Raw genomic sequence first — 24,440 nt, forward strand, 5'->3', positions numbered from 1 at the left:
GGCTCAAATTAATTTTCTAACGTACCGATCAAATTTCAGGTGTGCCCTCAAAGTAGAAATAGAGCACAATGGTAACGCCGTTAGTGACAGGCTTATATTGCCACAGGACTACCATTTAAGCCGAGAGGCCGCCAAATATGGGCTCAGGCGCGTCGTTCTGCTTAGTCGGCGTTTCTTGCTGGCTTAGCAGAAAACCAAGCTTGGGGACTCGTGTTCTTCGAGGCTTCAAGTTGTGTTCGCACCGTTCCAGCCCATATCTGGCGGCCGGTAAGGCGACTGGCAGCCGCAGTGCGACAATTCAAGCACACCCCTCTAACGACAGATAACCCTCGTTAGTCAACGAAGGTTATCATAACATGTTTATTCTGCTGAGGACTCTGCGAAGACTTCGCGATTCTTCACGAAGTAGTCGATCCCGGAGTAAATGGTGAAGAAGAGGCAGATGTAGAAGAAGATCAGGGCCATTGGAATGTGAATCGTGCCAAAGCCGATGTTATTCAACAACAGGAGGATGATCCCGACCATTTGCGTCGTCGTCTTGATCTTCCCTGGCCAAGCGGCAGCGAGCACCTTGCCACCAGTCTCGACGACGATCAACCGCAGTCCGGTTACTGCTAATTCCCGGCAAACGATGATGGCCACGCCCCATGCTGGAACGGCCCCCATGTTGACCAACAGAATGAAGGCCGTCATGACGATCATTTTATCCGCCAGAGGATCAGCAAACTTCCCGAAATTTGTCACCAGATGTTGGCGCCGAGCAATCTGTCCGTCCAAGAAGTCCGTAATAGAGGCTGCTGCAAAAATCAGTGCCCCCCAGATTTGGGTCACGGGAATCGCCGTTCCCAACCAGGTCACCGTCCCCCAGTCCAAGGGTAGGACCAGTAGTAACAGAAAGACGGGGATCAAAATAATTCGAATAATAGTTAACCGATTCGGCAAGTTCACAAAAAATTCCTCCTTAAATTCCCACTTCACACAAAAAGCGCGCCGGTCGCCACGGACCGACCCGCTCTTTGACTATTTGAATTCCAAAATAACGCTTTGTACTTGAGACGTGGTCGTCGTGCTGCTTGAAGTTGAGGTCGTCGTATCACTCGAACTTGAGCTAGAAGCACTGCTGGTTGCCGTCGTTGACGTAAAGTCAAAGCTCTTCCCATCGACCTTTACCTTAGTTGCCGGTGCGTTCCCAAACTTAAAGGTCACACTCGTTGCGGAACTAGGTAACGTCAAGGAATGCGTGGTTGAGCTGGACAATATCCCTTGCCAAACCGTAGACCCATTAGCCGTGACAGAAAGCCAAGCGCTCCCGGTTGCGGACAAGCTGATCTTTGGCTTGGAAGCGGCATTCTTCATTTCCCAAGTTGACCCAGAAGTCGTGGTGCTCAATTGCTTGAAGCTAGCCGTCTTCTTGGATGAAGACTTCTTAGAAGAAGACTTCTTGCTGGAGCTGCTAGACTTCACGCTACTACTGCTACTGCCAGATACACTCACAGAGCTGCTATCAACGTTATTCTTAGTCGAGGAACCACCATTACGAGAAGCGGCCACCCAGATACCGATCAACACGACCAGCACGACCACAACGATACCAACGATTGGAATCGTCCGCCGCAGTTTCACGTAGCGTTCATCGACCTGCCGTTGTTGTGAACGGGTCTCGGGATTGTTTTCGTTGACTTTATCAACGTACTCTTGCGTTTGGGTACTTGGCAAGGCACTGTCAAATTGCTTTAACAGCTCTGCACCATCCAAGTCAACCATATCCGCATATTGTTTGATGAAGGCCCGGACGTAAAAGTCACCGGGAAGTTCGTCAAAGTTTTGGTCTTCGATTGCAATGAGATAGCGTTTCTGAATTTTCGTCGCCTGTTGCAGGTCGTCTAGGGTAAAGCCCTTGGCGATCCGCGCATCCTTTAGCGTCTTTCCCAATGTAATTTTACTATTATCACTCATGATTAAATTCTCCACCTGTTCAAAATTTCTCTATCATGCAAAGTATAGCATAGGCGCCGCCGCATTTTTAGCAACTGCTCCCAGATTTCAGGATTTAACGGTTTCTTAACCTCCAGTTAGGGCAAAATCGTGTAGGTCGTACGCTGACTGTTGGTTAAGAAAGTTTGGGTAACATCTATGAGGTCCGTGAACTGCATCCCCTCAAGTGTCGCCAGCTCATCAAAAATGGTGGCTCCCGCAAATAACGGTCCGTCATACTGGTTGGCAATGGCTTCGACCGAATTGATGGCTCCAATGATGCGACCAATGGCCTCACGCTTAACCAATTCAAACTGGCTCTCCGCCGCCTTCAACTGCGCTGGTGCATCGTCCAAAATCGCCGTCAGCTCACTGATAAAGGTTTCTGGGTCATCCGTGTCACCAGCCAATTGGGCAAACTGCGCCCCACGTTGGACTTGGAAGTCATAGCCAAAGCTGTCGTCGATCACGTTGGCATCGTACAGCCGCAAATAATTATCGCTGGTATCATTAAATAGCAGGTCAAACAATAACGACAAAGCCACGCTGTAAGCCAAACCGGCCCGGCCACTTGGGACCTCATTGAAGCCCCGAATACCGATGCTGACCTTAGGCCGGGTCACGGATAAATGACGGGTCACGGTTGGCACGATGTCACCCGGTGTCGTTTGGGGGCTCGGAATCCGTTTAATCGGCTCAGCGGGGCCAAAGTCTTTGCTAGCCTGATTGGCAGTCACCCAGTCCAAGGTTTCTTCTGGGTCGAGTTGCCCCACGACCACCAAGCTCATGTTGCTGGGCTGATAGAACGTGTTGTACGCCGCATACAGGTCATCGGCGGTAATTTTGTCGATAGAATCCACGGTCCCGGCGATATCAATATGCAGCGGTTCCTTGGGATACAGTTGCCCAATCATCCCAAAGTAACTCTGCCAGCCCGGATCATCGTCATACATCTGAATTTCCTGGCCGATAATCCCCTTTTCCTTGTTCACCGTTGCCGCCGTAAAGTAAGGCTGCTGCACGAAGTCCAAGAGAATATCCAAGTTTTCCTTTAAATGGCTGGTCGTTGAAAATAGGTAACTGGTCTGCGTAAAACTGGTAAATGCATTGGCGCTGGCACCGTACTGGCCAAAGAGGTCAAAAGCGTCATGGTCCTTCTTTTCAAACAACTTGTGTTCCAAAAAATGGGCAATCCCGTCTGGAAAACGTACGGGTTCAGTCTGACCACGAGGAACGAATTCGTTGTCGGTTGATCCATAGTCGGTCGTCATGATGGCAAATGTCTTATGAAAACCAGCCTTAGGCATTAAAATGACTTTTAACCCGTTAGCCAGTGTGGTTTGGTAAATGGTCTCGCCCAACCGGTCATACACTTGTTTATTCAGCATGCTGGGCACCTCCATGTAGGCAGTAGGTTGCTTGCAACGTTACCTTTTGCGCGACGCGTTGCACATCGGCAATCGTCACGGCTGCCAAGCTTTCCTGCCATTCTTTTAAGGGTTCATTTAATTGTGTTAATTGCGAGTTCAAGAGGCCGGTCAATCGGCGTTGTGGGCTGTCTAAACCAGCCAGACGGGTATTTAATAGGCTCGCTTTCACCTCAGCCAATAATTCCGGAGTCAGTTCACCACGCTGTAAGGCCTGCAATTGTTCACCAATAATGGCCACAACGCGGTCCTGATTCTCGGCTTGAATCCCAGCTTGCACGGACAGGGTCCCGGTAAACGGGCTGTAGCCACTACTTGCATAGTAGGCCAGACTCGCCTTTTCCCGGACGTTCGTGAAGAGCAAGGACAATGGTGACCCACCGAAGGCCGCATTAAAGACCACGGCAGGCAGGAAGTCCTCGTCATCCCGATAAACCGGCAGTTGATAACCTAAGTTAAGCTTGGCCTGAACAACGGGGGCTAAGTCGTCCCCATTTTGCACGTGGTCGCGCTTTTCCCAGCGGTAGTATGGCGATTGGTCGGCTACCGTCCGGTCGGTCAACGGCCAGTCAGCTAGTGCGTTTTGAACCCGTTCAGGTGTAACGTCACCGATGACGGCCACGTGGACCGCATCGTTTGCCAACATGTCATGATACGTCTGTAAGACGGCTGTGGCTGACAACTCACCAAGTGTGGTGATGTCACCCAAGGCACTCATGGCTTGGGCTGGCTGACCGGTGAATAAGAGTTCTTGTAAACGCCGGTTAGCGAGGTACTGTTTATCATCGTCCAGCGATTTAATCGCCGTTAATAAGTTCTGCCGTTGCTGAGTAAAGGTTGCCGGATCAAAGTTGCCCTGTGGTAATAAGGGATTAAACAAGACCTCCCGTAAGAGGGCCATCCCCTGTTCAAACAATGGCGTCTTGTCCGCAAATTGGTCCAAATACTGTTCATCAACTACAGAGACCGTTAAGCGAATCACATGCTTAGTCCCTAACTTAATGACACTAATACCAAAACTGGCCCCATAGAGCCGCGACAACTGCCTAGCCAGTGCCGTCTGGGTGGAATAAGCTGCCGTACTGGTCTCTAAAACTTGTGCCAGCAGTGCTCGCGCCGTAATCGCCGTTGCTTGCAGAGGCGCTACAAAGTCCACCTTGATACCAATAGTCTTGAATTGTTTAGTGGGTACCAAGTCTAACGTTACCCCGTCTCGAATGCGAAAATGCACGCGCTATTGCCTCCTTCAGCAAAAACCTAATCGGTGTTTAATTCTAAGGGAACCACGCCTTAAATACAAGCGACGACCACCAAAAAATCACAGTTAGACTGCTCACCATGTCGCGGCCTAACTGTGATTATCGGGGGTTACTTAGAATTTATTGCCGGTTGTGGTAAGGACCGTATTGAGGAAAATTTCCGCACTGCGGCTACCAGAGATTTCGCCTGCTGTGGGGACGCTTCAGCCAAAGAACGGGCTTCCGACTCGATTTGAAGCCTCGAAGGACGCGAGTCTCCAAAGTCGCCCATCCTGTTAGCTCGCCAACCATTCTGAAAACATCGCTGACTACTGACAAGCATCAGCAACACTATATTTTCCTGATCAATCTGATGATTAGCAAAAAAGAAACTATCCTTGCCGCCTCGAGTCTTTCGAGGCAACAAGAATAGTCATCGCTGCAATTATTTTACTTGGAATCTAACAATGGGGTATCGACTTTCTTACCGAACCACTTCTCGTTGATCTTTTCCAATGTGCCGTTTTCGGCCAACTGCTTGAGACCCGCGTTGATTTTACGCCGCATCGTGACGTCCCCTTTGCGCAGACCCACGGCGAACTTTTCCTTAGGGAAGTTCCCCACCGTGACCCGGTAATCTTCGGGGTGCGCCTGGTGCTTAACGTAATAGTTGGCGTAGGTGCTATCGATCAGTAACCCCTTGATGCGGCCCACATTGAGGTCGATAAAGGCGTTGGTAAAGGAATCGTACGTCACGGCTTCGTGATTCTTGATGCGGTCCTTCAGCAACTTTGGGTGCGCGTCGATGTCCTGCGCACCGGACGACCCGGTTTGGGCACCCAAGACCTTCCCCTGCATGTCCGCAAACGACTTAATCTTGCTCTTCTTCAACGTCACCAAGACCTGGTCGTTATTGAGGTAGGTGTCGGAAAAGGCCACTTGTTTTGCCCGCTGTGGGGTAATTGAGAACCCATTCCAGATGAGGTCGATCGTGCCGTTGTGAAGTTCCGTAACGTTCAGCGACCAATCGATCGTTTGAAAATCGACTTTGATGCCGTAGAGCTTAAACACGGCGCGAGCAAGGTCAATATCGTACCCGACCAATTTACCACTCTTTTGCCGAAAGCCCATTGGGACAAAGCTGTCGTCCAGGCCCACAACGACCTTCTTTTTCTTTTCGATCTGTGACCACTTATCCACCTTGTTGGCCCGCTGCGTGACGGTCGTACACCCTGCCAGCACACCACTGAGGCCAATCATCACGGCAATTAGTGTCCAAATACGTCCTAATTTTTTCATCCGTGTTGCCTCCTAATCCTTGGGTTCGACTCGCATCATCTGATCAGCGATGGCTTCGGCAAAGGGAATATCATGAGTGACCACGATTTGCGTAATCCCTTCATCGCGGAGCTTCACAATGATCTGTTGCACCTCGCGCCGTAAGTCGGGGTCCAACGCCGAAGTCGGTTCATCGTAGCACAGTAACTTGGGGTGCATGGCCAATGCCCGCACGATGGCGACCCGTTGCTTTTGCCCACCAGATAGCTCGTACGGAAACAGATCTGCCTTGTCGCCCAAGTTCAGTTGATCCAGCAACCGTTTGGCTTCCTTTTTGGCATCGCTAGTGGATTGCTTCAACACCATCGTCGGTGCCAGCGTCACATTTTGTAAAACCGTCAGATTGGGAAATAGTTGATAGTCCTGGAAGACGACCCCGATAACAGAATCGTTGTCCCGATTAGTGGCGGGGTCGAACGTCTGACCGTCCAAAATAAAGTTGCCACTGTCGACTTCTTCCAGGCCACTGATACACCGCAGTAGCGTGGTCTTCCCTGCACCGGACGGACCAACGATCGTTAAGATCTTGCCATCCTCCACGGTGAGATTAACGTCGTCCAAGATGGTCTTGCCACCGAATTTTTTCGTAATTCCTTTAAGCTCTAACATATGTTGACCATCCTTTCTCTAACGCCAAGCGCTGTAGTGCTTCTCCAACTGGTGCAAAACTAACGTGCAGACAGCCGTTAACAGTAAATAGATAATGCCGACGAGTAACATTGGGGCAATCGTTACATCGCGCGCCATGGCTACGTTGCCGGCCCGAAGTAAATCGCCTAAACCGATAACATAAACCAACGAGGAATCTTTGACTAAGTTAATGACTTCGTTTCCAATGGAAGGTAAGACGATTTTGACCACTTGGGGAATCACGATTTTCCGTAGCGTCTGCCACCGCGTTAACCGCAGCACCCGGGCACTTTCATACTGACCGACGGGAATGGCCTGCAACCCACCCCGGAAAATTTCGGCAAAGTAAGCCGTGTAGTTCAGGATGAAGGCAAATAAGGCGGCGTCGTAACGCTGGAAAACGATGCCGATAATTGGTAAGCCGTAGAAAACGAAGATCAGTTGCAGTAACAGTGGTGTCCCCCGCATCAGCCAAACGTAGATGTCGATAAGCCACGTTAAGGGCTTAAATTTAGTTTTCATGCCCAACCCAACCAGGATACCTAAGGGAACTGAGACGATGATGGTCCAAAAGAAGATGGACAACGTCATGCCGGTCCCGGAAATCAATGATGGTAAAATCTCGCTAAAATAATGCATAGTGCGCTTCCTCCTTTAACAACTCTAATAGCTAGTTATGTCATTTGGCATCCAGACGACAAAAAACACCCTCCTGAGACTTTCATCTCAAGAGGGCGTATCAACGCGGTGCCACCTCATGTACTCGACGGGCTCACGCCACGCCGACTCAGCGAGTTGCTTGCAACATCGACCCCGAATAAATAAAAAAGTCCCCTTAGGCCCAAAAGCCTAAGAGGACGATCACATCGTGGTTCCACCTCTGATTCGTCGTTCTATCACTAAAACGACCTCAGTGAGTTGCAAGCAACTCCAGCGATAACGGGCTACCCCGGACCATCCTACTCGTTTCAAACGGTCAACTCACAGATGTGGTTCGATTAACTAAGACCGCCCGTTTCCATCAGCGGGGCTTTCTGGTGATCCTTAGCTACTCTACTCTTCTGTTCAACGTCTTTTGTTTCGTTGCCAATATATTACGATTAATTCTGGCTAGCGTCAAGTCTTTATTTTCACTTTAGCTTTAAAATGGGAGTTGTTGGATAGATTATGGGACTATCTATTGAGCATGAATGGCCGCAGTGCGACCAGCCCGCGTCCATCCGGATCTTAATCATTTTATCTCTGAATGCAAAAAGACTGGCCAGCCGCGTCAAAACGCAACCCACCAGTCTCTAAATTTTAAAATTTTACATTAACCACGATGGAACCAGCCACTGACCTTGTGCCAGAAACCAGTATCCTCTTGTTCCTCGATCTTCATCAGGGGCACCGTTTCACCCTCTAGACGCCGAGCAACGTTGCGGTAGCCCTGTGAAGCTGGATTGTCGGTCTGCATGACGATGGGTTCACCCTTGTTGGACGTGGTAATGACCGCATCGTCATCAAAGATGATTCCGAGCAGTTCAATGCCCAGGTGATGGGTGATCTCATCGATATCCATCATGGACCCATCCTGCATCATGTTCCGGCGAATCCGGTTAATCAACAGGCGTGGTGCCTCGGTCAAGGGATGTTGTTCCAACAATCCCACGACCCGATCAGCATCACGAACGGCCGAAATTTCTGGTGTGGTGACCACAATGGCCGCGTCAGCACCAGCAACGGCGTTCATAAATCCCTGTTCAATTCCGGCCGGGCAATCGATCAGAACGTAGTCGTAATCCGGCTTCAGTTCGTCCACGATTTCCTTGACCTGTTCAGGTTGGAGGGCCGTCTTATCGGTATTTTGTGCGGCTGGCAACAGGTAAAGCTTATCGTCAAAGCGTTTGTCTTTGACCAGTGCCTGTGGCAACTTAGCCCGGCCTTCGGCGACGTCCACGATATCATAAATGATCCGATTATCGAGGCCTAACACCACGTCCAGGTTCCGTAACCCAATGTCGAGGTCCATCAGACACACCCGTTTGCCCATTAAGGCTAACGCCGTCCCAATGTTGGCACTCGTTGTGGTCTTACCCACACCACCTTTACCGGAGGTGATCACAATTGCTTTTCCCATTTCTAAATTCCTCCAATCTGGTTATACAACTTTGGATTGATCTTCTTTAATTGCTCAAGCTTACCGTACGACAATACGTGCAGGTCGTTAACGTAAGCGATGGTTTGCCGCGAATCAGTCAGTTGCTCTGGTTCCACGATGTCAAACTGTTCTGCAATGCGGACTTGTTGTGCCGTCTGAAGATTTCCCATAATCAGCTTGGATTCATCATCGGGATAACCCGCTTGAAGAATGCCGGCGACGTTACCCATGGAAAAGATATTGCCACTTGTCCGGAGCTTACCACCTTCGTGAATCGTGCCCAGGAACAAGACGTCCCCCTGCATGACCACTTCTTGACCGTTACGAATTATTTTGCTCAATAGGTGAACGTTCTCCCGTTCGCGGAGTTGGATCGCATCCGCCAACGTAATCACGTTCGCCGCAATCTTATGAATTTCAAATCGCGGATAACCCGCCACAAGTTGTTCAATTTTAGTTTTCTCATCGGCCGTCAAAATGCGATCCTCGGTCAAGACATCCAATGAAACCGTGGTGTCCATCACTTGCGGATCGACCTTGAGATTTTCTAGTAGTGCTTTTAGATCGACCAAGATCTGGTCCAAACTTGCCGACTGTTTGAGCACCAAATCATAGCCGTTTTGCGTTCCCCGTAATACGGCAGCTTGCATAGCGTTCGTTCCCTTCACCTATTTTAACCAATTATACACCCATCGAATGGGGAAATATAAAATTACAAACATTGCCAAATTAAAGGCAAGTGTAGGTCCTAGGGTGTTCACCAAAAATGAACTGCCGGACATCGTCGTCAAATGAATTGCCCGACTCGCCAGATACCCCAACGCTTCCACAATGGTAATGTCGATGAAGTAGATCAACAGGCCACTCAAAAAGTTAGGCCGAATGTACAGCACTAACCGCCGCGTCACATAGATGACCACGGGGAAGACAAAGACGTATACCCCGAAAATACCGGTATAGTACAAGTCAAAAACTGCCCCCGCGATAGCCGCCCACACCGCTAATGGCATGGGATAAGCCTCACCTTGGTCGGCCTCAAAAATAGCACCGCAAACCAACCACAACACGACGAGATGGCTGACCATCGCCGACGGATAGCGGAACAGTTGCACACTAAAGCTCTGACTGATCGAACCATCTAGCAGTAACAGTAAGAATAAACCAATGGGGAAGCCGAAGCGTAACTTTGATAATCGATACACGACTTATCCCCCCTACTGTTTCGTAACGGCTACCGTCACAACGTTTAGGCTGCTCAGGTCCGTTGCAGGTGTGATATAAAGTTTAGTTGCTAAACCGTAATCAGAACCCGAAGCCTTGGCGACCGTCCCGACGTACAGGCCCTTAGGCGTCACGCCACCGAGGCCACTCGTCACAACCTTGTCACCCTTACTGAGCTTGGCCTTGGTCGTGATGTTGTCCATCGTGATTTGGCCAGTCGTTGACTTGTAGCCACTCAGCACACCATTGACCGTGGTGCCGGACTTGGTGGTAATCTGAACGGCAAAGCGGTTGGCAGAATCGTTGTTATCCGTGATCAATTCAACCTTAGAGTTGGTCTTGTTCACTTCGGCGATTCGGCCAATCAGACCGGAGCCAGACATCACGGGCATGTTCTTCTGAACACCCGCTGCGGCCCCTTTGTTGATGACCACTTGGTTTTGCCAAGACGATGGCGTCCGTGTAATCACTGCGGCGGAAACAGCCGTGTAGTCTGTCAACGACGCATTTAACTTGAGTTCTTTTTTCAATTGCTTGTTTTCTTTGGCGAGGGTCTGGTCCCGCACCTTGGTCTGTGCCAGTTCGCTGACCTGTTGCTTGAGTTGTTGGTTTTCTTGATACGTGTTCAACAACTCCGAAATGGAACTAACTGAACTGCTTAGACCGTTAGTAGGTAACGCAACGACCCGGTCGACCAGCCCGACAATATCATTGCCAAATTGCTGAATCAGTGGTGGCGTTGACTTCTTATTACGAATAGTTACGGACACCGTCATCAAAGCAAAGCTAACAATCAAGCAGACAATGATAATGACCAGTCGCCGATTGAAAGAAAATTTCTGCATGTTTGACCTCCATCTTGTTCGGTATGTTCATTAAATTGATAAGCATACCGTCACAATAAAGAAGCGGGAAGCTGCCTTCCCGCTAGTCCCTATTTTTTCTTCATGACATCGATACTCTTTAAGGATTCACCAGTACCAGCTGCCACACAATCCAGCGGATCATTTGCAATGGAGACCGGAACCTTGGTTGCATCCGCAATCACTTCAGAGAAGTTTTTGAGTAATGCACCACCACCAGTTAACACGATGCCGTGATCAATCACGTCAGCTGCGATTTCTGGTGAGGTTTCTTCGAGTGTTTCTTTGATTGCCGTAATAACTGCCTGAACGGGTTCTTGGATGGCCTTCGCCACGTCGACCGCGGAGACTTCAATTGCTTTTGGCAACCCAGTAACTAAGTCGCGGCCCCGAATCGTGGCGCCTTCGATCTTAGCGGCATCTTCAACTGAAGCGGAACCAATGTCCATCTTCAGCTTTTCAGCCGTCCGTTCACCGATTAACAAATTGAAGTTCGAGCGGACGTACGTCGAAATGGCGTCATCCAACTTGTCGCCAGCCATTCGGATTGAACGACTAGAAACGATCCCACCTAAGGAAATCGTGGCAACGTCGGTCGTCCCACCACCAATGTCGACAACCATACTACCGGTTGGGTCCATAACGGGCAACCCAGCACCAATGGCTGCAGCAAATGGTTCTTCGATGACGTATGCATCACGAGCACCAGCAACACGGGTTGCGTCAATGACGGCCCGCTTTTCAACTTCCGTTACACCGCTTGGCACACAAACCATAACGTAAGGCTTACCGCCTGAACGACCAACTGTCTTGTCGATGAAGTACTTCATCATGGCAACCGTTGTATCGTAATCGGCGATAACCCCATCCTTCATGGGCCGAATGGCAACAATGCTTGCCGGAGTACGGCCAATCATTGCCCGAGCGTCTTCACCAACGGACACAATTTCCCCAGACTTTGTGTTCTTGGCGACAACAGAAGGTTCGCGAAGAACGATTCCTTTACCGTCAACATACACAATCGTATTGGCGGTACCTAAATCGATCCCAATATTTTTCGTTCCTAATCCGAACACTGTGTTTCATCCCTTCATTGTCAACAAAATATTAATATGCTTTGTCTTATTCATTGATAGACGTATTATAACATACCTATCTACGTGAGAACACGTCGTCAATGTCAAGAATACCGAACTTTTAACGAGAAAGAAATAGCAAAGAGTGATTTTAATCAGTTTTTAAAGGTTCTGACTCATTTACCCCCTGCGTAAGCGGTAATTGGCCGGTCTCGCGGAGGCTAAAGTAGGTGGTTAGCCCAATAACAAAACCATCCAGCAACGGAATTCCCATCAATTCCCCACAATGGGCCAGTCGCCGCATAAATCGCAGGTCATTCGCCGATGGTTCCGCGACCCCACTAGGATGATTATGGGCGATCACAATGGCCGACCCACCCGCCAACACGGCGACCCGGAAGATCTCGCGGGGATGGACCGGACAACTGTCCAACGTCCCCTGAAAGACGGTCTGTCGCTCAATAATCTGGTGTTTGGCATCGACCACCAGTACCTCTAAACGCTCCTGCGGCACATAACGCAAGTCATCCATCAGGAGTTGGCCAAGCTGGCTACTAGCTAGTACCTCTCCTAGAATCTGCCGCGGTGCCTGTTGGGCCCAGCGACCCAGGTCAATGGCCGTCAATAACGCCAACCGTTTGCTATGACCCGCAACGTAGCGCTGTGTTTGCCGCCGACTTGCATAGCGTAAGTTCGCCACGCTATGGAAGTAGCGGAAGAAGCGGTCCGTCTCTTTGACGGTGGTCAATCCCAGCTGAGTCAGAATTTGCCCAACCAGCTGGCGTTCCGTACGACTCGTTACTTTTACTCGTTGCATCAACTCATCCCCTTACGGTTAACTCCGTAAAAGGAGACGAATTATTCGTCAGTTTCTTTAAAATATTGCCGAACTTCCGAAATAAAGTAGAGTGAGCCCGTCAACAGAATCAAATCATCGGCTGAAATGTTCGCCATCGCTTCTTTTAAGGCACTTGGCCAATCGGTCGCCATGGTAACTCGCCGGTTTGAGGCCACCGCGTCTTCCAAAGCTTGTGGCGTTGCAGCCGCTCGTTTGCCCGGGCCCTGAAACTGTGTCACGATGATATGGACGTTGGGCACCTTCAATAGGGTCCGCACCATCTTTTCGTACTGCTTGTCGGCCAGCACTGCCAGCACAATGTAGATGTCGTGTTGCTTAAAGTGTTGCCGCAACAGCCGGACCATTTCAACCATGGCGGGCTCGTTGTGGGCCCCATCAATGGCAATCAGTGGTTCGTTTGTTAACCGTTCAAACCGGCCTGGCCACGCGGTGTGCTTCAATCCCGTCCGAATATCGGCAACGTCGTACGGCAGGTCGCGCAATTGATGATACGTGACAAATGCCGTGAGCGCCGTCGCTGCGTTGTCAATTTGATATTGGCCAAGCAGGTCAACTTCCAAATGACGCCAGCGTAAGTCATTCCAGGTGTAGTCAAAGCGCTCACCCCACCCAGGTTCCGGCTGATTCTGAACGTGGAAATCCCGGTCCAGTGCCCGCACCTCGGTCTGATTCTTAGCGGCCGTCTGGTCCATGACTTCCAGGGCATCCGGTGTCAATCGCCCGCAGACTACGGGGACACCGGGTTTGATGATGCCGGCCTTCTGCGCAGCAATCTTAGGAATCGTGTCACCCAAAATTTTCATGTGATCCATACCAATCGTGGTAATCACGGACACGGCCGGTTGAATGATGTTGGTCGAGTCGTACAACCCGCCCAGTCCAACTTCGACGATCACAATGTCCACGGGGTGGCTGGCGAAATAACAAAACATCAGCGCTGTATCAATTTCGAATTCCGTTGGTCCCTCTTCGGCCAACTCCTGGTCTAACCGTGCCACCACGGGCTGAATCCGGTTGACCATGGTAATCAAGTCGTCATCGCTGATGGGCTGACCATCCGTACTGATCCGTTCGTTAAATCGTGTAATAAACGGCGAGGTAAAGGTCCCGACCGTCTGTCCCTCGGCCATGAACAGGTCCCGTAAAAAGGCGACCGTGGATCCCTTACCATTGGTGCCGGCAACGTGGATCATATCTTTTAACTGCTCCTGCGGGTCCCCCAGGGTGTGCATGAACTGCCGCATTCGGTTCAGCGTGGGCTTCTTCTTGAACCGGTCCCTGCCGTGAATAAACTGCAGAGCTTCAGCATACGTTTTTACCAAAATTAAAACCTCCCGACTAATCGCTATTTCTCAGTCTAGCAGATTTTTCCTGGTAGTGAAGAGGCAATTATATTGCTGACGATACTTGCTGAAAATTGTCGCCTTCGGTTGCCAGGGATTCCGCCTGCTGCGTCTAAGATTGATTGTTGCCCTGACAAACGTTGAGCTGAGATGTACAACCATAGTCAGCAAAACTATAGTTTACAGCAATTGCTATCCCTTTTTTTTAATTTAATCCGGCCAGTCATTAGGTGCTGCCTTTAATCACAAAAGGGCTTCACTAATATGCATTACGCAAACCAGTGAAGCCCTTTTTAATTACCGCGAACAGCCATCCCTATTAGGTAGTGAAAGCATTCTCCTACAAGCCCCATCTGAAAATCCTTATAGACCTAAACTAACTGTGCATTAATAATTATTTTCATCATGTCTCGCTTCCAACGGTTATCTTAAAAAGTCCGTCAACGTTAGCGGTGTCGGTTCAAATACACGTAGCTGTCCCGCTGACTGCAACGCCAATACCTTATCAATAAAGTCTCCAATATCGTCATCGGCCCGCACCGTGCTGAATTGGCCAAAGTCATATTGCCACCATCGCAGCGCTAGTAACTGCTGAATCGTTGCAAAGTCAAACCGATACTTCACAATGTGCGCAGGATTCCCCGCCACAACAGCGTACGGCGGCACATCCTTGGTCACCACCGAATTGGCCGCAACCACTGCACCATCGTTGATTGCAAGTCCACCCGAGGAAAAAGTGACATCCTGTCCAATCCACACATCATTACCGATAATTACGGGCTGATCAAGATGCTGTGACTCCGCAATTTCTGTAAACTCAGAGGTTTGCTGATTGCGATAAGCGTTAATCGCCGCACTGTCACTCTCATAAGTCACAATTGACGTTGAGAAACGGTCCATGGGATGGTTGGCCCCCATGCGGCTCACGCCTGTAGCAATCGATGAATAACGACCAACGATGGTGTTGATTGGCAGCTCGCTCCGAGAATAGCTAAAGGCCCCCATTGGATAGAGACGATTGCCAACTGGGAAGGTCGCAAAGGGTTCAATGGCCACATTGTGACTGACCTCAATCGTTGTCTCCAATGGAAACCGGACACGTCCAGATTTTAAATGCGTTAGAACTTGGTGCTGGCGAAAAAGCTCCCTCACCGCTGGCGTAACCTGAATGACTTTACGGGTATGCTTCTCTTGATAGTCTAAATTAGTTTGGAAAAAAGTTATGCCATTGATTTCTACCGTCATTTTCTGTCCTCCCCAAATAACCTAAAGCAAGGTCATCGTTCACTGACAGGCTACCAGCCATTGCTACACTTCCTCCAGCAATATCCGCCACTTTTCAATCGTCGCCGCCTCAGTATAGCGCTTCGCCAATCGCAAACTGTTCTTCATGTAAGTCTTCCGCAGCTTAGCATCCTTTAAATACGACCGCACCTTCCAGTACAGGATGTCCTGGTTGTCACGCTCGACCAGGTTACCATTAACGCCGTCTTCAACTAGTTCAGTTGGCCCATAGCGAATATCATAGCTAATGACTGGTACGCCATAACTTAATGCCTCTAACGTAGCCAATGAAAAGCCCTCTTCGTTGCTGGTCACCATTTCCAGCGATGCTTGAGTATATTCTGCGGCCAGATCCGTCACAAATCCGCGAAAGAAAACGTGTTCTGTCAGGTCATGCGTCACGACGTAATCGCGTAATGGTTGCTCTTCAGATTGTGCGCCAAAGCCAAACAAATGGAGCTCAACGTCGGGAAATTCCGCAACCAACCGTTCAACCACTTTAATCTGATGCAGCACCTGTTTCTCCGGCGAGAAACGGGCGACACCAATGATTCGGTTCGGTTGTTTCTGCCGTAAATTCACCTTATTCGGTTGCACATACCCCACAGGAATCACATCAATTGGTGGTAAATTATCAAAGCGGGCTAAAAGGTCCTTTTTCTGGAGCGTGGTCGAAACGATAAACCGATTGAACTTCTCCGGTTGTGAAAGTGGGACGCGATATGAGTTTTTTAATGGTGACCCCATCACATCAGCCTGGCCACGGGCATGGGTACTATGAAAGACGGCACAAACCTTTACGTTGCTAGCCGTATTCGCCATTGCCTGGCCAATGTACCCATTCTTATCACAAAAGTACACGTCGCCAGTGGCATACAGTGTATCGAAGAAGAATGTCTGGAGCTCCTCCTCCGTGTCAAAGAACCAATCGCGCTGTTGAAAATCCTTTACGATGATGCGTTTCAGAACAGTCTGGTCATTGACTTCCCAATAGGTTCTCTCCAACTTGACCTGCCCCTCGCGGTTATAAAAGATCTCCGCTTGGACGCGCTGCCGTTCCTTTAAGAACTTAGTCTGACTGAGGAACCCCCGAGAATCATACAAGTCCCGTTTGACCTTCCGATGATCACTATCGAAAAAGTTCATATAGACTGGCCACTGATAATCTTCTCCAGTGAAATGTGCGTAGAGAACATAGTGATCATGTTCATCAAAGACGCGAATATCCGGCGCAACATCCACAAATTCCAATCGAAAATGACAGGTTTCCTCCCAGTATTTCACCCAATCTTTGGCAACGGCTTGATCATCAATTGCCTCTTGGAAATAGTCATATAATGTAAAGCACTTCCCTTGCAGACCAAACTTGGCCGCATTTGCATGAATCTTTGGGTTGTACTTTGTATACAAGCATTGGGCAGGTAGCCCGGCATCCGCAAATAACTGAATTCGATTAACCTGCGCTTTTTCAATACCGGTCAGTTGACTATTTAAATACGCCCCCACAAAGTAGTTCATCCAGATACCCCCTAAAATTTATCCGCTAAATTTTTCACGGATAATTACTATTCGAATAAGCAGCTAAACCTTCTCAAAAATACTCGTGAAGATAAGGATTGGTCGTCGCCTAATACTTGTAATTGTAGTAGTTGATCAGGCCAGAGAGGAAGTGTTCACAATCATCGATTCGGGTTCGGAAGTGATCGTTACGCGTATAGAATCCGCCGACAAACTTCGCTGGTCTGTAGAAAAACATCGCAATTTCCGGTTCAAACGCACCTACTGCCAATTCGTGTTCAGCCCGTTTCTGCCAAACTTCTCGCAGATGTTGAACGTCGTATTTCTCCAAAAGACCATCGTTCCCCGTTTGCTGAATCACATCAATCAATCTGACCGCGGCATTCAACAACTCAAGCCGGGTTGGGTGCGGACTGACCTGTTCCTCAATGAACTGCAAATTACTGTAAGCATTCTGCAACCCCATAACCATATAGTCTCGATTCTCAGGGAAAGCCTGCAGGGCCTCGTTGGTGGCGTAAGCAATCCAGTGATCATGATATTTACCGTATTCGTTAGCAACCATGAAGTCTAAGGTTTGCTGTGCTTGTTGCCGAATTTCATCGTCATTGGTCAACTCGAACAACCGAATCAGAGCAAACGCAATTTCACCCTCATAGTAGATAATTCGGAAGCTGTCCTTCACCGTTAAGTCCGGATTCAAGACGTGGTTAAACCGACCTGTAGGCTGACGGAAGGCCACAACACCACGAAAGGCTTGTACAGCCAAATCTTGGAACTGTGCATCCTGCGTAACCTCTTGGTACTTACATAGCGCCAGAATTAACATAGCCTGCGCACCAAGTTTAATTTCGGGGCTGCCCTGCTTGGGGTGTTCAATCGCAAAGAGGGCGCCATCCTTGCTGACCGTTAGATTGTCAATTCCCCACTCGAGTGCCCGTTTAGCTAACTTTTCGTCGTGCTTCCCGGTAAATGCAATCGCTTCCAATAAAGCGTAAATCGAAGAGAAATGTCGTACACTATTATAGTTAGATAGCACCCGTTGCATCGCTGGAAAGTACCCATAAATAAATTTGCCGTCATCGCCAATTTGCCGTGCTAAGTAGTCCTCACCGGCCGTCAAATAGGTTTTAATCTCTTGTTTGGGGTTGGCCAACTGTCGAATTCCAGTCGTTCCGTCCTCTAACGAAGAGAGTGGCCAAATTTGCTCACCATCTGAGAAGATTCCAAACGTATTGAAACTCCAAATATATTTGCTATCAGCTAAATCTTGAGGAGTGTTCCCAGAACGCTTTGCCAAGTAATCCGTTATTTGCTCAAAATCCATCCATGAATCAGATTGATTTTTTCCTACCTGGTGGTTTTCACCAGGGTGAAAGAACTCATGGCCATTAATTTCCATTTCAAGGAGTGCTGTTTTGAAATCAGTATCAAAACTGACGCCGCGCCGCCAAAAATTCATACGCGTCATCACTTTTAGATCTTGCTGTAGATCGGCTAAAGGCCGGCGCTGAACACCATCGATGACATCGATTCGCACCCAAATATTTTGCGGTAATGGTGCCAATTCTTTTGTGACTTCCGCCCAAGCCTGGTCTGCGCTAGTAGCTTGAATAAATTTCACGTTAGCGCGGTGCCGTTGATCCGAAGTAGATAGTGCCAGAATGGCTTTCCCCAAAGTAGAATTCTTGACTGATCCAAGGTCACTGACGGCCTCTTTGAATTGTTTTATCAGTGATTTTTTCATGAATAGAATCGCCCCTCACAATTATTATTTTATCTAATATACGAGTCCCCCATTTTTGCCCCAAGGGAACCATTTTGGGTATAAACTTAGTATACCCTTTTATACCATTCTTTGTTACTATTTGCTACTCCTGTGGCAACATTTGCTTGTCCTTCTTTAACCGGCTATCGAGAACCCTCCATGATCCACCCATCACTGCTGCAATGGCTGCCAAGATTGACGCCCCAAGTCCTCGCCGTCTTGTGATAATCCTTGATTAGACCATCAGCACTATTACTAGAGCAATCACTAGTGCCAATTCCCCCCACGGATGTGGCAACTCCGAGTTGGAAGGACTACTTCCCCATTTTCATCTTGCTAGTCATATTTAATCTGTCATCGTTGAATATTCGTTCGGTATACTTACTTAAGACACCGAACGAGTTACCGTGGATAGCGATGATAACGTTCTTGACGTCAAGTAGCTTAGGCGCAATCGGGGTTTCCCTAGCCGGAGTGATCCCATATCTGGTCCCACAGATGAACACTTCACAACCACATAAATCAAAAAAATAGTCCGAGACGTCAGCAAGCGCTGATTTCTCGGACTATTTTAGATTTACCTTTTAAAGCTTAAAGTTGTGCTTTGATGTCGGCTAACCGTTGTTGCGTGGCCGCTAACTTCTTTTCGTTATCTGCTTGCTTTTCACGTTCGGCGTTGACCACGTCTTCTGGGGCGTTGGCCACGAAGCGTTCGTTGCCGAGCTTCTTGGTTGCCCGTTGAACTTCGGCCGTGTACTTGTCAACTTCCTTGTCCAAGCGCTTGACTTCGTCATGAAGGTCGACCAATTCGGCTAACGGAACGGAAACCTCGGCATCCGTGATGACACCGGTCATGGCTAACTTCGGTGCAACCAAGTCGGCACCAATTTCCAAGTTCTTGGGGTGAACGAACCGGTCGATGTAGTCGCGGTTGTTTTCAAAGACACTGTGGAGTTGGTCGTTGCTGGTCTTGATCTGCAAGTCGATTGGCGTAGACATTGGTGCGTTGGCTTCGGCCCGGATATTCCGGACAGCCTTGATCAAGTCGATCAAGCTCGTCATATTGGCTTCCGCCGTGGCGTTGTCAAATTCTGGGTGGTCGACTGGGTAAGCCGCCGTGACCAGGGATTGACCGTCATGTGGCATCGCTTGCCAGATGGCTTCCGTTACGAATGGCATGATTGGTTGTAGCAAGCGTAAGGTTTGGTCCAAGACGTAAGCTAACAAGTCCTGCTTGTTGGCCTTAGCGGCTTCATCGTCGCCCGTCAAGACTTCCTTACTCATTTCGATATACCAGTCACAGAAGTCGTTCCAGATAAAGTTGTACAATGCCCGACCGGCTTCACCGAATTCGAACTTGTCAAACATTTCCGTGACGTGCTTAACCGTGTCGTTCAAGCGGCTTAAGATCCACTTGTCGGTCAGGTCCCACTTGTCAGCGGCCGGAACCTCTGGCTTGGTGTTTTCGCCCAAGTTCATAATGACAAAGCGGCTAGCGTTCCAGATCTTGTTGATAAAGTTCCAGGCTGCGTCCATCTTGTCATAGCTGAACCGAACGTCTTGACCCGCCGTTGAGCCGGTAGATAAAAACCACCGCAGGGCATCGGCACCGTACTTGTCGATGACGTCCATTGGGTCGATTCCGTTCCCCAGAGACTTACTCATCTTCCGACCATCTTCGGCCCGAATCAATCCGTGTAAGAGCACGTGTTTAAACGGCTTCTTACCAGTAAATTCGAGGCTTTGGAAGATCATCCGAGAAACCCAGAAGAAGATGATGTCGTAACCGGTAACTAACGTGTCGGTTGGGAAGTAACGCTTGTAATCAGCACTATCTTCATCTGGCCAGCCCATCGTTGAGAATGGCCATAGGGCACTGGAGAACCAGGTATCCAAGACGTCAGGGTCTTGTTCCCAGTTTTCAATATCCTTAGGCGCTTCTTCGTCGACGTAGACTTCACCGGTCTTCTTGTTGTACCAGGCTGGAATCCGGTGACCCCACCAGAGTTGACGGGAGATAACCCAGTCATGGACGTTTTCCATCCACTGCGTAAAGGTATGTTCGAACCGTTCTGGCACGAAGTCAACCGCGTTGTCGCCCTCTTGGTTCTTGATAGCGGCTTCGGCAAGTGGCTTCATCTTCACAAACCATTGCGTTGAGAGCCGGGCTTCGACTTGAACCCCGGTCCGTTCGGAATGACCAACGGAATGGACGATTGGGTCGATCTTGATCATTAACCCTTGGTCGTCCAGGTCAGCAACCATGGCCTTACGAGCGTCGAAACGGTCCATGCCAGCATATTTGCCGGCGCGGTCGTTCATAGAAGCGTCCTCGTTCATAGTATTGATCCGTTCGAGGTTGTGACGGTTACCCACTAAGAAGTCATTAGGATCATGGGCAGGCGTAATCTTAACCATCCCGGTCCCAAAGTTGATGTCAACGTATTGGTCGGCAATGATTGGAATCTCGCGGTTGGCTAATGGCAGGATAACCTTCTTGCCCACTAAGTCCTTGTACCGGTCGTCATCGGGGTTAACGGCAACGGCGGTGTCCCCCATCATGGTTTCAGGACGGGTCGTGGCAATCTCAATGTAATGCTTGCCGTTAAACGTGTAATCAGGATCGGCAAATGGGTATTTAACGTGGTAGAAAGCACCCTTGTCGTCTTGGTGAATCACTTCGATATCAGACAGTGCAGTCCGTGCTTGGGGATCCCAGTTGATGATGTACTCGCCCCGGTAGATCAGGCCCTTCTTGTACAGCGTCACGAAAACCTTCTTAACGGCATCGGACAAGCCTTTGTCCAAGGTAAAGCGTTCACGGGAGTAGTCCATGGACAAGCCCATTTTGGCCCATTGCTTGTGGATGGTGGCGGCGTATTCGTCCTTCCATTCCCAGACCTTGTCGACGAACTTTTCACGACCTAAGTCGTAACGGGTAATCCCCTGTTCGCGTAAACGAGCTTCGACTTTAGCTTGCGTGGCGATACCGGCGTGGTCCATCCCGGGAATCCAGAGCGTATCAAAGCCCTGCATCCGCTTTTGCCGAATGATCATGTCTTGTAAAGTCGTGTCCCAGGCATGGCCTAAATGCAGCTTCCCGGTAACGTTTGGTGGCGGTAAAACGATGGAATAAGGGGTGGCTTTCTTGTCACCACTGGGTTTGAAAACATCTTCGTCGAGCCAAGTTTGGTACCGACCCGCTTCAACGGCGGTCGGATCGTACTTGGTTGGCATATCGATTTGTTTATCAGCCATTTGTAATCAATTCCTTTCTTGTCTACACGAAGTTAACGTCTGATGGCACAAAAAAATCTCCATCCTAAAAAATTAGGACGAAGATTTCTTCGCGGTACCACCTAAATTGGGCGTTCATGCCCCACTTAACTTCTTTGTTAACGGAGAGTGCTCCGGTCCGGACTTACTGTTGGTTCAGTCCGTCAGCTCGCAAGCTACTTTCGTGTTAGTCTGACCCACCGGTTCCCAGCAATTCCGGCTCTCTAAGCGGTCTAACTAATACTACTGACTTGTTCAACGCCACTTTCACATAGTCTACTCAATTTTAGCCTAAAGGTCAACACGTGGGACTAACTTTTCGAGGGCGTTAATCGCAGCCAAGTAATCTGGTTCACTCGATTGTTCCTTGACGATTTGCCGGTAAACAATCTTACCAGTGTCATCAATGATCCAGATTGACCGGGCCAGGTTCCCCAGGTTAGGAACGTACAGGCCCATTTCGTATCCAAATGACAATTCTTCATCGGATAACAGGTCAACGTTTTCCACACCCTGAGCGGCACACCAACCAGTTTGTTCTGCAATCGAATTATTTGAGATCGTGCAGAATCTGGCGTCTGGATAGTGGTCTGCCTGCTGGGTAAACTTCCGCGTCTGAATCGTGCAAACGGGCGTATCGAGGTCCGGAACAACACTGATCAAAGTCACCTTACCAATTAAATTAGCAGTTTTAACTTTGACATTGTCCTGATCAAACACCTTAAACTTTGGTAACTGATCCCCTACTTCTGGCAAGTCGCCGGAAAGAGAGAATGTATCGCCGAGTCGTGTAACTTCCACGCAGATCAACCCCTTCGAGATATTTATCGGCTCTTCACCGATTAATTGCTTCAATTATCGCGCATTCAGCGGGTGAAAGACAAGCTTTTTGGTAGAAAATACGAAAAAACTAATTAATGAGTGATTTATAGCGGTTTTATCAAGGAAAAGTATAGCTTGAAATGGCCGCGCTCCGGCTGCCAGGGATTCCGCCTGCTGTGGGGACGCTCCGGACTGAGAAGCGGTCCTCCGACTCGCTTTTAAGCCATGAAAAACACATGTCTTAAAAGTCGCCCATCTTGAAAGCTAGCCAGCGGCCAGCTTTCAAGATTACCACGGCTGGCTACGTCCCTGTCCTCCTCCGGCTCAGACTGTGCTTTTATTTTATTACTCTTGCTTCGTAAGACTACTTAATTTGATATTGTCCGTACCATATTTAGTCCATCTTCAAAAGTAGTATCCTCCATGAATATAATATAAAGTTAATTATATTATGTTTGGTCTGGGGACGATACATTGCCTAATACCCAGAAATAAATTCCACCAAAAACCACCTTTCGACTTGCACTCCCTACCCCCTCTGTAGTTCAATTGAAGAAAGCGGTTTAAAAATATCAATTGGAGGCTTTCAGATTGAAAATCTTTTGTTACGGTGTTATCGATATCGAGGAACCCTACGCGCAGGCCTGGGGCAAGGCAAATAACGTCGAGGTTGGCACGACGAGTGAAGCGCTCACCGCGGACACGGCTAAATTAGCGAAGGGGTATGATGGTGTCTCCTCTAAAGGAATTGCCCCCGTTACCGAAGAGGCCTACGCCACCTTTGAAAAATTTGGTATCAAGCAACTAGCCGTTCGTCAAGTCGGTGTCGACAATCAGGACGTTGCCGCTGCTAGCAAGCACGGCATCACCCTGACCAACGTGGCCTCCTACTCACCACGGGCCATTGCCGAAATGGGCGTGACGCAAGCGATGTACCTGCTGCGCCACATCGGTGAGTATCAAGCCCGCATGGCCGCTGGCAACTTTACCTGGGACGCATCGATGAGCAGTACTGAGATTTTCAACTGCACGGTCGGTCTGATTGGCGCCGGGCACATTGGTGGGGCCACCGCCCAGATCTACAGCGCACTGGGTGCCAAGGTCTTAACCTACGATCCCTTCTACGATGCCGGTCTGGAGCCTTATACGACCTACACCGACCTGGAAACGGTCTTAAAGGAATCCGACATTATCTCGCTACACACGCCACTGCTCCCCTCGACCAAGAATATCATCGACGCGGCTGCTTTGAAGAAAATGAAGCCCAACGCCATTCTGATCAACATGGCCCGTGGCGAATTGGTCGACACGCAAGCACTCATTGACGCCCTCAAGGCCAAGGAAATCGCTGGTGCCGGACTGGATACGCTGGCTAACGAAGTCGGCTTCTTCCGTCTCGAAAAGCCATATGCCGAGACGCCCAAGGACTTCCAAGAGTTGAACGCCATGCCAAACGTGATCGTTACGCCCCACGTCGCCTTCTTTACCAAACTGGCCGTGAAGAACGGGCTGGAAATCGCGTTAAATGATGCTAAGGACATCATTGACGGGAAAAAGAGTCGGCACGCGGTTAACTAAATTTGTTGTATACAAAAAGGACTGTGCAGCGATTGCACGGTCCTTTTTCATGTCTCTAATTTTCAATTGCTGAAACGTGTACCTA

At 49.2% G+C, this 24,440-nt stretch carries 20 protein-coding genes and 2 other annotated features; of the genes, 1 reads left to right on the plus strand and 19 read right to left on the minus strand.

The annotated features are described in order from the left end of the window. Nucleotides 1–360 precede the first annotated feature (360 nt). From pgsA to tpx, 19 genes are all read right to left on the minus strand, one after another. Nucleotides 361–948, minus strand: coding sequence for a CDP-diacylglycerol--glycerol-3-phosphate 3-phosphatidyltransferase (pgsA, locus tag JUF10_RS08465; protein ID WP_203641759.1), 588 nt, complete (start codon nucleotides 946–948; stop codon nucleotides 361–363). A 72-nt stretch (nucleotides 949–1,020) separates the two neighbouring features. Then, nucleotides 1,021–1,956, minus strand: coding sequence for a helix-turn-helix domain-containing protein (locus JUF10_RS08470; RefSeq protein WP_203641760.1), 936 nt, complete (start codon nucleotides 1,954–1,956; stop codon nucleotides 1,021–1,023). A 116-nt stretch (nucleotides 1,957–2,072) separates the two neighbouring features. Further along, a complete protein-coding gene (yfmH, locus tag JUF10_RS08475) occupies nucleotides 2,073–3,359 on the minus strand; it encodes an EF-P 5-aminopentanol modification-associated protein YfmH (protein ID WP_373301318.1) in 1,287 nt (428 codons plus the stop codon). Further along, nucleotides 3,352–4,632, minus strand: a complete 1,281-nt coding sequence (gene yfmF, locus JUF10_RS08480; protein ID WP_203641762.1) for an EF-P 5-aminopentanol modification-associated protein YfmF — start codon at nucleotides 4,630–4,632, stop codon at nucleotides 3,352–3,354. The genes yfmH and yfmF overlap by 8 nt, the downstream gene beginning before the upstream one ends. Nucleotides 4,633–5,089: 457 nt before the next feature. Then, nucleotides 5,090–5,938 carry an amino acid ABC transporter substrate-binding protein gene (locus tag JUF10_RS08485; RefSeq protein ID WP_203641763.1) on the minus strand — a complete coding sequence of 283 codons (849 nt, stop codon included), beginning with the start codon at nucleotides 5,936–5,938 and terminating at the stop codon, nucleotides 5,090–5,092. A gap of 12 nt (nucleotides 5,939–5,950) precedes the next feature. Further along, nucleotides 5,951–6,586, minus strand: coding sequence for an amino acid ABC transporter ATP-binding protein (locus tag JUF10_RS08490; RefSeq protein WP_203641764.1), 636 nt, complete (start codon nucleotides 6,584–6,586; stop codon nucleotides 5,951–5,953). 18 nt (nucleotides 6,587–6,604) lie between these two features. Next, nucleotides 6,605–7,246: an amino acid ABC transporter permease gene (locus JUF10_RS08495; RefSeq protein ID WP_048732115.1), complete on the minus strand. Its 642-nt coding sequence runs from the start codon at nucleotides 7,244–7,246 to the stop codon at nucleotides 6,605–6,607. Between the two features lie 211 nt (nucleotides 7,247–7,457). Further along, nucleotides 7,458–7,685, minus strand: a binding site (T-box leader). 234 nt (nucleotides 7,686–7,919) lie between these two features. Then, nucleotides 7,920–8,726, minus strand: coding sequence for a septum site-determining protein MinD (gene minD, locus JUF10_RS08500; RefSeq protein WP_203641765.1), 807 nt, complete (start codon nucleotides 8,724–8,726; stop codon nucleotides 7,920–7,922). A 2-nt stretch (nucleotides 8,727–8,728) separates the two neighbouring features. After that, nucleotides 8,729–9,397, minus strand: a complete 669-nt coding sequence (locus JUF10_RS08505; protein WP_203641766.1) for a septum site-determining protein MinC — start codon at nucleotides 9,395–9,397, stop codon at nucleotides 8,729–8,731. A gap of 18 nt (nucleotides 9,398–9,415) precedes the next feature. Further along, the gene (gene mreD / locus JUF10_RS08510; RefSeq protein WP_143463309.1) at nucleotides 9,416–9,949 is read right to left on the minus strand and encodes a rod shape-determining protein MreD; all 534 of its coding nucleotides are present in this window, start codon (nucleotides 9,947–9,949) and stop codon (nucleotides 9,416–9,418) included. Nucleotides 9,950–9,961: 12 nt separating this feature from the next. Then, nucleotides 9,962–10,813: a rod shape-determining protein MreC gene (gene mreC / locus JUF10_RS08515; RefSeq protein WP_203641767.1), complete on the minus strand. Its 852-nt coding sequence runs from the start codon at nucleotides 10,811–10,813 to the stop codon at nucleotides 9,962–9,964. An 89-nt stretch (nucleotides 10,814–10,902) separates the two neighbouring features. Beyond that, entirely contained in the window at nucleotides 10,903–11,907 is a 1,005-nt protein-coding gene (locus JUF10_RS08520) for a rod shape-determining protein (protein WP_048732126.1), read from the minus strand. Nucleotides 11,908–12,058: 151 nt separating this feature from the next. After that, the gene (locus JUF10_RS08525; RefSeq protein WP_203641768.1) at nucleotides 12,059–12,724 is read right to left on the minus strand and encodes a JAB domain-containing protein; all 666 of its coding nucleotides are present in this window, start codon (nucleotides 12,722–12,724) and stop codon (nucleotides 12,059–12,061) included. A gap of 41 nt (nucleotides 12,725–12,765) precedes the next feature. Continuing rightward, entirely contained in the window at nucleotides 12,766–14,088 is a 1,323-nt protein-coding gene (locus tag JUF10_RS08530) for a bifunctional folylpolyglutamate synthase/dihydrofolate synthase (RefSeq protein ID WP_203641769.1), read from the minus strand. Nucleotides 14,089–14,532: 444 nt separating this feature from the next. Beyond that, on the minus strand, nucleotides 14,533–15,354 hold the full coding sequence (locus JUF10_RS08535) for a CatB-related O-acetyltransferase (RefSeq protein WP_203641770.1): 822 nt from the start codon (nucleotides 15,352–15,354) through the stop codon (nucleotides 14,533–14,535). A gap of 63 nt (nucleotides 15,355–15,417) precedes the next feature. Next, nucleotides 15,418–16,911: a glycosyltransferase gene (locus JUF10_RS08540; protein ID WP_203641771.1), complete on the minus strand. Its 1,494-nt coding sequence runs from the start codon at nucleotides 16,909–16,911 to the stop codon at nucleotides 15,418–15,420. Between the two features lie 109 nt (nucleotides 16,912–17,020). Then, entirely contained in the window at nucleotides 17,021–18,658 is a 1,638-nt protein-coding gene (locus JUF10_RS08545) for a glycosyl transferase family 1 (RefSeq protein ID WP_203641772.1), read from the minus strand. A gap of 612 nt (nucleotides 18,659–19,270) precedes the next feature. Continuing rightward, a complete protein-coding gene (locus JUF10_RS08550; protein ID WP_203641773.1) occupies nucleotides 19,271–21,937 on the minus strand; it encodes a valine--tRNA ligase in 2,667 nt (888 codons plus the stop codon). Nucleotides 21,938–22,007: 70 nt separating this feature from the next. Beyond that, nucleotides 22,008–22,223: a binding site (T-box leader), on the minus strand. A gap of 23 nt (nucleotides 22,224–22,246) precedes the next feature. After that, nucleotides 22,247–22,756 (minus strand): thiol peroxidase, encoded by a 510-nt coding sequence (tpx, locus tag JUF10_RS08555; RefSeq protein WP_203641774.1) that lies wholly within the window; start codon nucleotides 22,754–22,756, stop codon nucleotides 22,247–22,249. 612 nt (nucleotides 22,757–23,368) lie between these two features. Here tpx and JUF10_RS08560 point away from each other — a divergent pair. Further along, nucleotides 23,369–24,355, plus strand: coding sequence for a D-2-hydroxyacid dehydrogenase (locus JUF10_RS08560; protein WP_203641775.1), 987 nt, complete (start codon nucleotides 23,369–23,371; stop codon nucleotides 24,353–24,355). Nucleotides 24,356–24,440 lie beyond the last annotated feature (85 nt).

Source organism: Levilactobacillus andaensis (genome assembly GCF_016861695.1).
Taxonomy (GTDB): domain Bacteria; phylum Bacillota; class Bacilli; order Lactobacillales; family Lactobacillaceae; genus Levilactobacillus; species Levilactobacillus andaensis.